Genomic DNA, 13,047 nt, shown 5'->3' on the forward strand with positions numbered 1-13,047 from the left:
TGCGTGCAGCAGCAGTATGGGCGGACGTCGATGAAAGCGACGTCAGCCCATCACGGCATCAGCCGTTGGCCTTCAGCTTGGCCAGGCGCAGCCAGGTATCAACCACGGTGTCCGGGTTCAGCGACACCGACTCGATGCCTTCCTGCATCAGCCATTCGGCCAGATCCGGGTGATCGGACGGGCCCTGGCCGCAGATGCCGACGTACTTGCCCTTGGCGCGTGCGGCCTTGATCGCCATCGACAGCAGCTTCTTCACTGCCGGGTTACGCTCGTCGAACAGGTGCGCGACGATCGACGAGTCGCGGTCCAGGCCCAGGCTCAGCTGGGTCAGGTCGTTGGAGCCGATCGAGAAGCCGTCGAAGATCTCCAGGAACTCATCGGCGAGCAGTGCGTTGGACGGCACTTCGCACATCATGATGATCTTCAGGCCGTTCTCGCCCTGCTTCAGGCCGTTCTGTTCCAGCACCTCGACGACCTTGCGGCCTTCTTCCAGGGTGCGCACGAACGGAATCATGACCCACAGGTTGTCCAGGCCCATTTCGTTGCGCACGCGCAGCACGGCCCTGCACTCCAGCGCGAAGGCGGCCGAGAAGCTCGGGTCGACGTAACGGCTGGCGCCGCGGAAGCCGATCATCGGGTTCTCTTCGTGCGGCTCGTAGTTGCTGCCGCCGATCAGGTTGGCGTACTCGTTGGACTTGAAGTCCGACAGGCGCACGATCACCGGGTTCGGTGCAACCGAGGCGGTGAGGGTGGCGATGCCTTCGGCCAGGCGGTCCACGTAGAAGCTGACCGGATCACCGTAGCCGGCGATCTTCTCGTCGATCTTCTTCTTCGTTGCCGCGTCCTGGCGGTCGTATTCCAGCAGCGCGTTCGGATGGATGCCGATGTGGCTGGCGATGATCATTTCCAGGCGGGCCAGGCCGATGCCGGCGTTCGGCAGCTGGCCGAAGTCGAAGGCACGTTCCGGGTTGGCCACGTTCATCATGATCTTCAGCGGGGCCGGCGGCATGTTGCCCAGATCGGTCGTGGTGCGTTCGAAGCCGAGCTTGCCTTCGTAGATGAAGCCGGTATCGCCTTCAGCGCAGCTGACGGTGACCAGCTGGCCATCCTCGATGACCTGGGTGGCGTTGCCCGAACCGACCACGGCTGGCACGCCCAGCTCGCGCGCGATGATCGCGGCGTGGCAGGTGCGGCCACCGCGGTTGGTGACGATGGCCGAGGCGCGCTTCATCACCGGTTCCCAATCGGGATCGGTCATGTCGGCGATCAGCACGTCGCCCGGCTGCACGCGGTTCATGTCGTCCAGCGTCTTCACCACGCGGGCCACGCCCGAACCGATCTTGGCGCCGACGGCACGGCCCTCGGCCAGTACCTTGCCGCCCTTCTCGGTCAGCGCGAAGCGCTCGATCTGGGTGGCGTGGCTGCGCGACTTCACCGTTTCCGGGCGCGCCTGCACGATGAACAGCTTGCCGCTGACACCGTCCTTGGCCCACTCGATGTCCATCGGGCGGCCGTAGTGCTTTTCGATGACCAGCGCCTGCTTGGCCAGTTCCTGCACGTCCTCGTCGCTGATCGAGAAGGTGGTGCGGAGTTCGGCCGGAGTGTCTTCAATACGGACGCGCTCACCGGGGACATCCGAATACACCATGCGGATCGCCTTGCTGCCGAGCGAGCGGCGCAGGATCGCCGGCTTGCCGGCCTGCAGGGTGGGCTTGTAGACGTAGTATTCGTCCGGATTGACCGCGCCCTGCACGACCATCTCGCCCAGGCCGAACGAGGAGGTGACGAACACCACGTCGCGGAAGCCGGACTCGGTGTCCAGGGTGAACAGCACGCCGGAGGAGCCGACGCCCGAACGCACCATCAGCTGCACGCCGGCGGACAGGAACACGTCCTCATGCTTGAAACCGTGGTGCACGCGGTAGGCGATGGCGCGGTCGTTGTACAGCGAGGCGAACACTTCCTTGACCTTGTGCACGACGTCGTCGGCACCGGTCACGTTGAGGAAGGTTTCCTGCTGGCCGGCGAAGGACGCATCCGGCAGATCCTCGGCGGTGGCAGACGAACGCACGGCCACGGCAACGTCGCCGCCGCCATTCTCGGCGCTCAGCTTGGCGTAGGCGGTGCGGATGTCCTGGTCCAGCTGCGGCTGCAGCGGGGCGTCGATTACCCAGCCGCGGATTTCCTTGCCGGCGGCGGTCAGCGCATTGACGTCCTCGACGTCCAGCGTGGCCAGCCTGTCGAAGATGCGCTTGGACAGGTCGTTGTGCGCGATGAAGTCCTTGAAGGCTTCAGCGGTGGTGGCATAACCGCCCGGCACCGAAACGCCCAGACCGGCCAGGTTGCCGATCATCTCGCCCAGGGACGAATTCTTGCCGCCTACGCGGGCCAGATCGGCCAGACGCAGTTCGTGCAACCACAGGATGTTCTCGTTCAAGCGCGATGCTCCGTTTGGCCATCGCCCGAGGCGGGCTGAGTGGCCGCGTCCGTAGGAAGAAGCCGATATGATGCCGGGCAGAGCACCGTCGGCACAAGCTTGTGCTGGCGGCCTTTTTAAGCTTCGTAGGGGGTAAAAGCGCGCATGTCGACCATCCGTCCGGTGTTCTACGTTTCCGATGGAACCGGTATCACCGCTGAAACCATTGGGCATAGCCTGCTGACCCAGTTCTCCGGATTCAGCTTCATTACCGACCGAATGTCGTTTGTCGACGACCCCGAAAAAGCGCGTGAAGCCTGCGCCCGGATCCAGGCGGCAGGTGAGCGCTACCAGGTCCGGCCGATCGTGGTGAACTCCTGCGTGGACCAGAGCCTGAGCCTGATCCTGGCCGACAGCGGGGCGCTGATGCTGGATGTGTTCGCGCCGTTCATCGAGCCCCTGGAGCGTGAACTGGCCAGCCCGCGCCTGGCCCGGGTCGGCCAGGCCCACGGCATGGTCGATTTCGATACCTACCACCGCCGCATCAACGCGATGAACTTCGCCCTGACCCATGACGATGGCATTGCGGTGAACTACGACGATGCCGACGTGATCCTGGTGGCGGTGTCGCGCGCCGGCAAGACGCCCACCTGCATCTACCTGGCCCTGCATTACGGGGTGCGCGCGGCCAACTACCCGTTGACCGACGAGGACCTGGAAAGCGACCGCCTGCCGCCGCGCCTGCGCAACTACCGGCGCAAGCTTTTCGGGTTGACCATCGACCCGGACCGCCTGCAGCAGATCCGCCAGGAGCGCCGCCCGAACTCGCGCTACGCCAACCTGGACACCTGCAAGCGCGAGGTGGCCGCGGCCGAGACCATGTTCCGCATGGAGCGGATTCCGACCCTGAGCACCACGCATACCTCGATCGAGGAGATTTCCAGCAAGGTGCTGGCCACATTGGGGCTGCAGCGCGAGCTGTATTGATCCGTGCGCCACGACCAACGGTCGTGGCCTACCTCCGGGGTGATGACCCTCCTGCGCTGGGGCATCGACCCTCCTGCACGGTGGGTATCGACCGTTGGTCGATACCGAGCCCCTTTGGTCGGGGTGATCCCGCCCCCACGTTGAAGCACCAACGTGTAGGATCGACCCATGGCCCGAGCCTTGCCCCGTACCGAACGCATTCCCCGCCTGAGCCGGCTGAGCTGGCTCATGGGCCTGTACGCGGAGAACTACCGCCATCTGGTGCGCCTGTTCGAACCGGCTGGACTGATGACGGGCAGCTACGTCTCCTCGGTCGGCGATGGCCTGGACGTTCGCCTGGACGTGATCGAGTGCCACCGCTACACGGTGGAACTGCGGCTGACCTACGACCTGGCCGACCCGGTCACTGGCGAGCCTGATCCATCGGCCTATGTTCGCCTGTACCGTGACGCGCGCCAGGCCGAGACCACCCACTGCTACGTCGGCCGCCGCTGGCAGGACACCATGGGGCTGTACCCGCCGCCGGCGGAGCTGATCAGTCATCGCATGCGGATGAACACCTTCCTCGGCAAGTGGCTGGAATACTTGGCCGAGCGCGGCCACGGCGTCGCAACGCTGCGCCGTGACCCCGATGGCGCCGGTGCGCCTGCCGAGCGCCGCCTGTCGCTGGTGCGCTGATCGGCCATAATCCAGGGCTGACCTGCCGCTGGATGCCGCCCCATGCCGTACACCCCGATCGTCGCCACCCTGGGCTATGTGCTGTCGCCCGATCGTCGCCAGGTGCTGATGATCCATCGCAATACGCGCCCCGGTGACCATCACCTCGGCAAGTACAACGGCCTGGGTGGCAAGATCGAAGCGGACGAGGACGTGGCGGCCAGCATGCGCCGCGAGATTGCCGAGGAAGCCGGCATCGACTGCACCGGCATGCGCCTGCGCGGCACTCTCAGCTGGCCCGGTTTCGGCAAGCACGGCGAAGACTGGCTGGGCTTCGTGTTCGTCATCGACAGCTTCGAAGGTACCCCGCACGGCGGCAACCACGAAGGTACGCTGGAGTGGGTAGACCTGGACAAGCTGGACACGCTGCCGATGTGGGAGGGCGACCGCAACTTCCTGCCGCTGGTGTTCGACGCCGACCCGCGCCCGTTCCACGGCGTGATGCCGTACAAGGACGGGCGCATGGTCAGTTGGTCCTACAGCCGGCTGTGACCCGGTGAATCGGGGAGGTGCCAACCATTCCGGGGAGTGCCAATCTGGGTTGGCACGCTCTTTTGGTCGATTAATACCCGGGCAATATTGACAGTCATAAATTACCCGGGCAATATTCGCGCATCACCTCTGATGCCATTGCCATGCCTGCGTCCCGACTCCCTCCTTTCAGTTGTTTCGACGGCCATCGCCTTGTTGCCTGCGGCAGCCCGGAAGTGGCGGCACTGGCGCTCAAGCGGCTGCGCGCCGACAACGCTGCCGGACCATTGCTGGTGTTCGACAACGCCACCGGTCGCACCCGCGATTTCGATACGCGCGGCAGTGACGAGGAACTGCTGGCGCGGGTAACCGAAGCGTTTCCCCCCTCTGACGAGGCGGATGCCGAAATCACTGCCGAAGACGCTGCGACCCCGCGTGGCCGTGGCCGCCCCAAGCTGGGCGTGGTCGCCCGTGAAGTGACCTTGCTGCCGCGCCATTGGGCCTGGCTGGCCGAGCAGCCGGGCGGCGCCTCGGTGGCATTGCGAAAACTGGTGGAGACGGCCAGCCGCGCCGGTGCGGACAAGGACCGCCGGCGTCGCGATGCCGAACGCGCCTATCACTTCCTGCAGACCATCGCCGGCGACCTGCCGGGCTTCGAGGAGGCCATCCGCGTGCTGTTCGCGCACGACCGTGCGGGCCTGGAAGCGGTGCTGCATTCCTGGCCCAGGGATGTGCGCGACCACGCCCTGCGTCTGGCGTTCGACAGCGCTGACGGCTGATCCATCGCGCCGTCGTTGAGCGGCGGCGCCACCTGATCGCGGGCCACGGCCCGGTCCCTTGTGCTTGCTTTGCTGGTGGAAACGCCGGGCAGGGTAGCGCCTTGCCCAGAGAACCCCATGAACTCCCCTGTACATCCCACGCCCCTGGTCGCGCCGCCTCTGTGGCGCACCTACCTGGCCCTGCTGCTGCCGATGCTGCTGACCAATGCGCTGCAGCTGGCCGCAGGCACGCTGGACAACATCTACCTCGGCCATCTGCTCGGTACCCAGGCGGTGGCCGTGGCCGCTGCGTTCTTCCCGGTCTTCTTCCTGCTGCTGGCCCTGGTGATGGGCCTGGCGACCGGCGCGATGGTGCTGATCGGGCACGCCTGGGGCGCGGGTCGGCCGCAGCAGGTGCGCGCGGTGGCTGGCAGTGCGGTGGCGCTTGCCCTGCTGTTGTCGCTGCTGGTGATGGGCGTGGGCGGCGTGTTCGCGCCGCAGATGCTGGCGGCACTGGGGACGCCGGCGCCGGTCCTCGGCGAGGCCATCGTCTATGCGCGGGTGCTGCTGCTGAGTGCGCCGGTGTTCTTCCTGCTGTGGCTGGCAACGGCCGTGAGCCGCGCGGTGGGTGATGCAAAGACGCCGCTGCACGCGCTGCTGCTGGCGACCGTGCTCGGCCTGCTGTGCACGCCACTGCTGATCCTCGGCTGGGGCGGCCTGCCGCAGCTGGGCGCGGCCAGTGCCGCGGTGTCGGCAGCATTTGCCTCGCTGCTGGCGTTGGTCTGGTTGCTGTGGAGCTGGCATCGCCTGGGGCATCCGCTGGCACCCGGCCATGAGCTGCTGCGGGCCATCCGTTTCGATGGCGCGATCATTCGTTCGATGCTGCGCATCGGCGTGCCGTCCTCGCTGCAGATGCTCAGCCTGGCCATTGCCGAGATCGTGTTGCTCGGCTGGATCAACCGCTATGGCTACACCGCCACGGCGGCCTACGGTGCGGTCAACCAGTTGATGAGCTGGGTGCAGCTGCCGGCCATGTCGCTGGGCATCACCGCCACCATCCTCGCCGCGCATGCGATGGGGGCAGGACGTGCGGCACGATTGCCCGCCATTGCCCGCACCGGGGTGCTGCTGGGCCTGGCGATGCTGACGGTCGTGGTGCTGCTGGTGATGGCGCTGGCGCCGTGGCTGACCGGCCTGATCCTGGCGGCGCCGGAGGTGCGCGAACTGGCCGCACTTCAGCTGCGCACGGTGGTGTGGGGCGTGCTGGCGATGGGCGGCACCACGGTGCTGGTCGGCGTGATGCGCGGCAGCGGGACTGTGCTGCTGCCGGCGTTGCTGGGCATGACAGCGGTGTTGCTGCTGGAGCTGCCACTGGCGATGTGGCTGCAGGCGCGGCACGGGCTGACCGGCCTGTGGTGGGCGTGGCCGCTGGGACTGGTGGCGATGCTGGTGTTGCAGATGATGTGTTTCGCGAGGTGGCGCAGCCGGTTGCCGGCGGCGGCCTGACCGCAGCGCCATTGCCGGGGCAGCCGACCAGCGGCCGGCTCCACCGCTCGGTCGGATCGCATCCGGCGAAAATCCACGCCGATGCGGGTCGGGTAGCGCCGGGCCATGCCCGGCGGCAATCAGCGCCGATGCGCCAGCAGCAGGTGGAAATGCTTCTCCCGCGTCTGCCCGTCATTGCCGGCAGCAGTTTCGCGATGGCTGCGCCAGGCCGAGATGTTGAATCCCGACACGCGCATCGCCAGCTCAACTGCGTCCAGTTCGTGCAGCTGGAAATCGGCGGCAAACGGCAGGCTGCGCATGAAGGCCGCATCGCCGAACGCCAGGCACAGCCGCCCTCCCCGGCGCAGTACGCGCGCAAGCTCGTCCAGCACCGGGGCCAAGTTGGGCCAGAAGTACAGGGTGTTGACCGCCAGTGCGGCATCCACGGATGCCTCGTCCACCGGCAGCGCATGGGCATCGCCAAGCCGCATCGCGGCCCGGTCGCCCAGGCCGGCACTGGCCAGCCGCCGGTTGCCGGCCTCGACCATGGCGGCGGACAGTTCAACGCCCAGGTACTGGCTGCCCGGCGCTTGCAACAGCTGGGGCGCGAAGGCCGCATTGCCGGGGCCGATCTCCAGGATGCGTTCGCCGGCCGCCACCGCCAGCAGCCCGATCGCGGCCAGGTTCAGGGCGCTGTTGCTGCGGTTCATCGAGTCGGCCACCGCCAGTGCGGCGTCGCCATGGGGCTGCCGCAGCTGCGCGGCCAGGGTGGAAGCATCCAGCATCGTCGTCGTCCATCGAAGAGATTCGGACGTGGCGGCGGCGGGTCCGCCGATGACCATAGCGCTGACCTTGCGGCTTGGGAAGTAGGGAAACCCCGCGTCAGGGTGATGAGGAAATGTCCACCGTCGCAGTCGGTGAGATCTGGTTGTCCACAGGGGGTGTGGATTACGCGTGGGCAACTTTGTGGATAAGCCGCGACAGGCTCCACCCCCCTAGGCTGTCAAGATGGGTGGCGAAAAATTCACCGCCGGTGAGGGTGCGTGAGGGAGCAGTGAAGGCCGCGGCCTGCCGGCGCTGTCGCCGGCAGCGGCGCTCGCGGTAACCTGTGGGCCTCGATGCTCCGTGAGACCCCATGAAACGTCACTTCTCGATGCTGCGCGAATTCCAGCTGGCCGACTGGTTCACCTTGGCCAATGCTTTCTGCGGCACCGGTGCGGTGTTTGCCGCAATGCGCTTCCTGCAGGACGGCGAGCGCGGCTACCTGCTGTTCGGCATGGCGCTGATACCGCTGGCCTTCATCTTCGACGCCCTCGACGGCCGCATCGCGCGCTGGCGCAAGTCCAGCTCCACCCTGGGGCGCGAGCTGGATTCGCTGTCCGACGTGATCTCGTTCGGCGTCGCGCCGGCGGCGCTGGCCTATGCATGTGGCATGCAGGGCGGCTGGGACTGGCTGGTGCTGAGCTATTTCGTCTGCTGTGGCGTCAGCCGCCTGGCGCGCTACAACGTCACCGCCGAGGCAATGACCGGCGACGAGGGCAAGGTCACGTATTTTGAAGGCACCCCTATCCCGACCAGCCTGGTGCTGGTGATCGTGCTGGCGATCGCCGCCGGTACCGATGCCATCGGCCAGAACATCTGGTTCGGCCAGTGGCAGATCGGACCGTGGCAGCTGCACCCGATGGTGCTGTTGTTCGCCCTGTCCGGGTCGCTGATGATCAGCAAGACCCTGCGTATCCCCAAGCCATGAGCCAGCCCTGCGGAGGCCTGCGATGACCAGCTCGGCCCACGATGCCGGCAGCAGCGATTTCGAGACGCTGGCCCGGCAGTACTTCGGCGCCTGGGGTGATGCTCTGCGCCATGCGGGCGCGCCCGCTGCACCTGCCGGTGACGACCCCGGCAGCTGGCAACGGTTGTTTGACTGGTGGGGCCAATTGCTGCCCGAACAGGCGCCCGGCGCGCCGGAAGATGCCGTGCGCCGGTTCCGCGAACAGGCGGGCAGCTGGTACGGCACCATGCAGGAAGTCGCCGCACGGTTTGCCGGCCGCGACGCCAGCAGTGCCGACGTCGCCCAGGCCTGGCGCGAGGCGGTGCAGGGGCAGGGCGACGGCATGCTGCAATGGATGCTGCAGGGCGCCCGTGGCAGCACCCACGCCGGCGCCGCGGTTCCGGAGTTCGCCGCATGGCTGCAGCAGTTCCAGCTGCAGGCGGGCCCGTGGCTGCAGAGCCCGGCATTCGGCCCCGGCCGCGAGCACCAGGCGCGTTGGCAGGCCCTGCTGCGTGCGCAGGAGGAATACCAGCAGCATTCGCGCGCCTATGTCGATCAGATCAAGCGGGCACTGGACGAGGCCTTTGCGTTGTTCGAGCAGCGCCTGGCCGAGCACGAACAGCCGGGCAGCCAGCTGACCAGCGCCCGCGCGATGTTCGACCTGTGGATCGAAGTGGCCGAGGAGGCCTACGCCAAGGTCGCCATGTCCGAACCGTTCCAGCAGGTGTACGCCTCGCTGGGCAACGCGCAGATGCGTCTGCGCGCCGGCCTGCAGCGCGAGGTGGAACAGATGAGTGAACGTATCGGCCTGCCGACCCGCAGCGAGATGGATGCCGCACACCGCCGCATCGCCGAGCTGGAGCGCAGCCTGCGCCGCCTGCAGGCGCAGGTGGCAGTGCAGGCCGGAACCGCTGCGGTCGATCCGGTTGCGCAGCCGGCGCCGGCAAAAGTGAAGCCTGCCGCGCGCAAGGCCGCGAAGAAGGCCGCGCCGGCAAAGAAGGCGGCTGCGAAAAAGGCGTCAGCGAAAAAGGCCGCACCTCGCACTTCCACTCGGACGCGTGACCGATGAAGGGGCCGCTGGGCTTCAACGCCGATGACCTGATGCAGGAAACCCTGGCCATGCAGCGCAAGCTGATGGAAGGGCTGAAGCTGCTGCCGCAGGTGGAAGACGTGGACTATGGCGTGACCGCGCGTGAGGAAGTCTGGCGCGACGGCAAGGTGGTGCTGTACCGCTTCGTCGGCGAACAGTCACCGACCCGGCGTACGCCGCTGCTGATCGTCTACGCGCTGGTCAACCGTCCGTACATGGTCGACCTGCAGGCCGACCGTTCGCTGGTGCAGAAGCTGCTGGCGCTGGGCCAGGACGTGTACGTGCTGGACTGGGGCTACCCGGATCGCTCGGAGCGCTTCCAGACCCTGGAGGACTACCTGCTGCGCTACATCGATGGTGCCGTCGATGCGCTGCGTGCGCGCAGTGGTGGCCCGGTCGACCTGCTGGGTATCTGCCAAGGCGGCGTGTTCGCACTCTGCTACGCCGCGTTGCGCCGGCAGAAGCTGGGCAAGCTGATCACCATGGTCACCCCGGTCGATTTCCAGACGGCCGACAACATGCTCTCGCACTGGGCGCGGCAGGTGGATGTGGACCTGCTGGTGGATACGCTGGGCAACATCCCGGCCGACCTGATGAATGCCAGCTACCTGATGCTCAAGCCATTCCGCCTCAATGTGCAGAAGTACGTGGGCCTGCTCGACATCCTCGATGACAAGGCCGCGCTGGAGGACTTCCTGCGCATGGAGAAGTGGATCTTCGATTCACCGGATCTGGCGGGCGAGGCGTTCCGCGACTTCATCAAGCAGTTCTACCAGGGCAACGGATTGATGAACGGCACGGTGCGGATCGGCGAGGAAGCGGTGGATCTGTCGCAGGTGACGCTGCCGGTGCTGAACATCTATGCAGAACAGGACCATCTGGTGCCACCGGATGCTTCGCGCGCGATGCGCGGGCGCCTGGGTACGGATGACTACACCGAGTCCAGTTTCCGCGGTGGCCATATTGGTATCTACGTGTCCGGCCGCGCGCAGCGCGAAGTGCCGGCCACGATCGATGGCTGGCTGAAGGCGCGCGACCTGTAGAGTCGGGCCCTGCTCGACTGACTTGGAGGGATGATGACGTACCGGATTTTGTTGATTCTTGCGGTACTGCTGGCAGCGCCACTTGCCCAGGCCGCACCCAGTGCGGATGCACGGCGGGAGATCGCCCAGTTGATCGCCAGCCTGGACGGCTCGCAGTGCCGGTTCCAGCGCAATGGCAGCTGGTACGACGGCAGCGATGCGCGCGCCCATCTGCAGCGCAAGTACGACTACCTGCTGAAGAAGGACATGGTGGACAGCGCCGAGCAGTTCATCGAGCGCGCCGCCAGCCAGAGCAGCATGAGCGGCAAGCCTTACCGCATCCAGTGCCCGGGTCAGCCTGAACAGACCGCAGCCACCTGGTTCGGCGCACGCCTGCAGGCCCTGCGCCACCGCACGCCGTAGACATGGGGGGCGGTGTAGAGTCGAGCCATGCTCGACTGCTTTTTCCCGCAGCCCAGGAGAACCGCCATGAACACCACGCCGCGCACGCTGTCGCGTTCATTGAACGACCGCATGATTGCCGGCGTGATGGGCGGCATCGCCCACCGCTTCGGCTGGAACCCCACGCTGGTGCGGATCGTGTTCGTGCTGATATCGATTGGCTCGGCCGCCTTCCCCGGCATTCTGATCTACCTGATCCTGTGGCTGCTGATGCCGAACGAGGCCGATTGAACACGGCCGCTCGACCCTGGCCGCTGTGGCTGCGTGCGCTGCAGATGCTGGGCGCAGCATGGACGTTGCCCAATTCGCTGCTCGGCCTGATTGGCGGCCTGGCCGGTATGCTCGGCGGCGCGTCATTGCGTTGGAGCGCGCGCGACTGTGCGCTGGTGTTCGACCGCTGGCCGTGGGGGCCAGGCGGGGCGATCACGCTGGGGAACGTGATCCTGCATACCGGCCATGACCTGGGCATTTCCTGCCGCACCTATGCGCATCAGGCGGGGTGGGGCGTGGAACCGCTGATCCGGCTGGATGATCACGAACGTGCGCACGTGTACCAGTACATGGTGCTGGGCCCGCTGTACCTGCCGGTATACCTGCTGTGCGGCGGGGTGAGTGCGCGCAACCCGTTTGAACGGGCGGCCGATCATTTCGCCCGGTTCGGGCGTGGCTGGTGGCCGTAGTTTCCAGCCAACGGCGCAGCCCCTCGTGGCTTGGTCGCGGAATGCCTGCTTCCTGGGGGCTGGCCGGGTGGGTGGGGGCCGGCGGGGACGCCGTGAACCCATCCATGGGGGCTTAGCCGCGGCTTGCACGTGTGCGCTGTCCTGCGCACACGGCAAGACCGGGGTTGGGCGTCCTGCCCAACCCGTCGGGCGCATGCGCCCGACCCATGCCGCGGATACCCCGCCAGCCCCACCCACCCGGCCGCTGACAGTTCCCGTGTGCGCCAAGCCACGGAAAAGAAAAAGAACAGCAGAAGCGGGTCGCGCGCTTCGCTTGCTCGTGTAGAGCCGAGCCTGCGCTCGGCTTCGCGGACTGGCCTGAAAGCAGCCGAGCATGGGCTCGGCTCTACAAAAAGCGAGCCGGCCAGGCCGCTTTTGCTTTTGGTCTTTTTTTTTCTTTTCCGTGGTTGGACGCGCACGGAACCTGTCAGGGGCAGGGCGGGATGAGGTCGCGGGACCGTTGGCGCCATGGATGGCGCCATCGAGCCCCCATGGATGGGTTTACGGCGTGTCCCGCGACCCCATCCCGCCCTGACCAATCACATGAAACGCACTTCGCGACCAAGCCACGAGGGGCTGCGCCGTTGGCGGGAATCCCGTACTGATTCGTTAGCCGAAAGTTAAAGATCCGTAAGCATTCTGCTGCGATCCCGCCGTCATCTGCGTGCAACCGATCGTCATTAGCCTTCGTGACGTTCCAGTCAGGTTCGACGCGGTAAGCTCTCCCTCGATGAGCTCGCAGCATCGCTCATCGAGTGCAGTACGCAGTAGCAATTTGGAGGAATACATCACATGGCAATCGTTCTTTATGTCGGTGGTAGCAAGGATGGCGAGAAGGGCGTGGTGCCCTACGGCTTCAGCAAATCCCGCGCCGACACCGCGCTGGGGCCGGAGTTCTACACGGAGCGGTTCATGGAACTGCAGGGTGTCGGCAAGGTCCGCCTGATGGCCCTGGAAGGCATGCGTGACGAGATCGTCATGCAGCGCGCCGCCCGCCACTACCGCTGACCTTCGTAACACGCGGCAGGGCGCGCCCACCATCGCGCGCCCGCGCCGGCATCCCAGCCCAGGGCCAGTCCGGGCCCGCGCTTTGCCAGGATGCCGGCGTCCAATCCGGCTACGCCGCTGAACCTTGCGCCCTGTCAATGCCTT

At 66.5% G+C, this 13,047-nt stretch carries 14 protein-coding genes; 12 read left to right on the plus strand and 2 right to left on the minus strand.

Going from position 1 to position 13,047, the window contains the following annotated elements; translation table 11 throughout:
- Positions 1–58: 58 nt before the first annotated feature.
- Positions 59–2,437 (minus strand): phosphoenolpyruvate synthase, encoded by a 2,379-nt coding sequence (ppsA, locus tag AC5P65_RS08180; RefSeq protein ID WP_111099058.1) that lies wholly within the window; start codon positions 2,435–2,437, stop codon positions 59–61.
- Between the two features lie 144 nt (positions 2,438–2,581).
- Here ppsA and ppsR point away from each other — a divergent pair, with 144 nt between their 5' ends.
- From ppsR to AC5P65_RS08205, 5 genes are all read left to right on the plus strand, one after another.
- On the plus strand, positions 2,582–3,403 hold the full coding sequence (gene ppsR, locus AC5P65_RS08185) for a posphoenolpyruvate synthetase regulatory kinase/phosphorylase PpsR (protein WP_005417170.1): 822 nt from the start codon (positions 2,582–2,584) through the stop codon (positions 3,401–3,403).
- Positions 3,404–3,571: 168 nt separating this feature from the next.
- Entirely contained in the window at positions 3,572–4,081 is a 510-nt protein-coding gene (locus AC5P65_RS08190) for a DUF1249 domain-containing protein (protein ID WP_111099059.1), read from the plus strand.
- 42 nt (positions 4,082–4,123) lie between these two features.
- The gene (locus tag AC5P65_RS08195; RefSeq protein ID WP_005417168.1) at positions 4,124–4,612 is read left to right on the plus strand and encodes an NUDIX hydrolase; all 489 of its coding nucleotides are present in this window, start codon (positions 4,124–4,126) and stop codon (positions 4,610–4,612) included.
- Between the two features lie 143 nt (positions 4,613–4,755).
- Positions 4,756–5,370, plus strand: a complete 615-nt coding sequence (locus tag AC5P65_RS08200; protein WP_021202814.1) for a DUF2239 family protein — start codon at positions 4,756–4,758, stop codon at positions 5,368–5,370.
- Between the two features lie 117 nt (positions 5,371–5,487).
- Entirely contained in the window at positions 5,488–6,855 is a 1,368-nt protein-coding gene (locus AC5P65_RS08205; protein WP_111099060.1) for an MATE family efflux transporter, read from the plus strand.
- A 119-nt stretch (positions 6,856–6,974) separates the two neighbouring features.
- On the opposite strand, the gene AC5P65_RS08210 is transcribed toward AC5P65_RS08205, so the two are convergent.
- The gene (locus tag AC5P65_RS08210) at positions 6,975–7,619 is read right to left on the minus strand and encodes a class I SAM-dependent methyltransferase (protein ID WP_227844450.1); all 645 of its coding nucleotides are present in this window, start codon (positions 7,617–7,619) and stop codon (positions 6,975–6,977) included.
- Between the two features lie 350 nt (positions 7,620–7,969).
- On the opposite strand from AC5P65_RS08210, the gene AC5P65_RS08215 reads away from it, so the two are divergent.
- The 7 genes from AC5P65_RS08215 to AC5P65_RS08245 all read left to right on the plus strand — a co-directional run bounded on the left by AC5P65_RS08215 (position 7,970) and on the right by AC5P65_RS08245 (position 12,903).
- Positions 7,970–8,584, plus strand: coding sequence for a CDP-alcohol phosphatidyltransferase family protein (locus AC5P65_RS08215; protein ID WP_019660264.1), 615 nt, complete (start codon positions 7,970–7,972; stop codon positions 8,582–8,584).
- 22 nt (positions 8,585–8,606) lie between these two features.
- Positions 8,607–9,671, plus strand: a complete 1,065-nt coding sequence (gene phaE / locus AC5P65_RS08220) for a class III poly(R)-hydroxyalkanoic acid synthase subunit PhaE (RefSeq protein WP_111099062.1) — start codon at positions 8,607–8,609, stop codon at positions 9,669–9,671.
- Positions 9,668–10,735 (plus strand): class III poly(R)-hydroxyalkanoic acid synthase subunit PhaC, encoded by a 1,068-nt coding sequence (phaC, locus tag AC5P65_RS08225; protein WP_021202818.1) that lies wholly within the window; start codon positions 9,668–9,670, stop codon positions 10,733–10,735. Before phaE ends, phaC begins: the two co-directional genes overlap by 4 nt.
- A gap of 33 nt (positions 10,736–10,768) precedes the next feature.
- Positions 10,769–11,137: a YfeK family protein gene (locus AC5P65_RS08230; RefSeq protein ID WP_026347052.1), complete on the plus strand. Its 369-nt coding sequence runs from the start codon at positions 10,769–10,771 to the stop codon at positions 11,135–11,137.
- 66 nt (positions 11,138–11,203) lie between these two features.
- On the plus strand, positions 11,204–11,407 hold the full coding sequence (locus tag AC5P65_RS08235) for a PspC domain-containing protein (RefSeq protein ID WP_111099063.1): 204 nt from the start codon (positions 11,204–11,206) through the stop codon (positions 11,405–11,407).
- On the plus strand, positions 11,404–11,856 hold the full coding sequence (locus tag AC5P65_RS08240; RefSeq protein ID WP_019660259.1) for a hypothetical protein: 453 nt from the start codon (positions 11,404–11,406) through the stop codon (positions 11,854–11,856). The genes AC5P65_RS08235 and AC5P65_RS08240 overlap by 4 nt, the downstream gene beginning before the upstream one ends.
- Before the next feature lie 831 nt (positions 11,857–12,687).
- Complete coding sequence (locus tag AC5P65_RS08245) at positions 12,688–12,903, plus strand: hypothetical protein (protein WP_005410085.1); 216 nt, start codon at positions 12,688–12,690, stop codon at positions 12,901–12,903.
- Positions 12,904–13,047: the final 144 nt, after the last annotated feature.

The sequence above is a fragment of the Stenotrophomonas sp. YJH_SMC_48-3 genome, assembly GCF_059369375.1.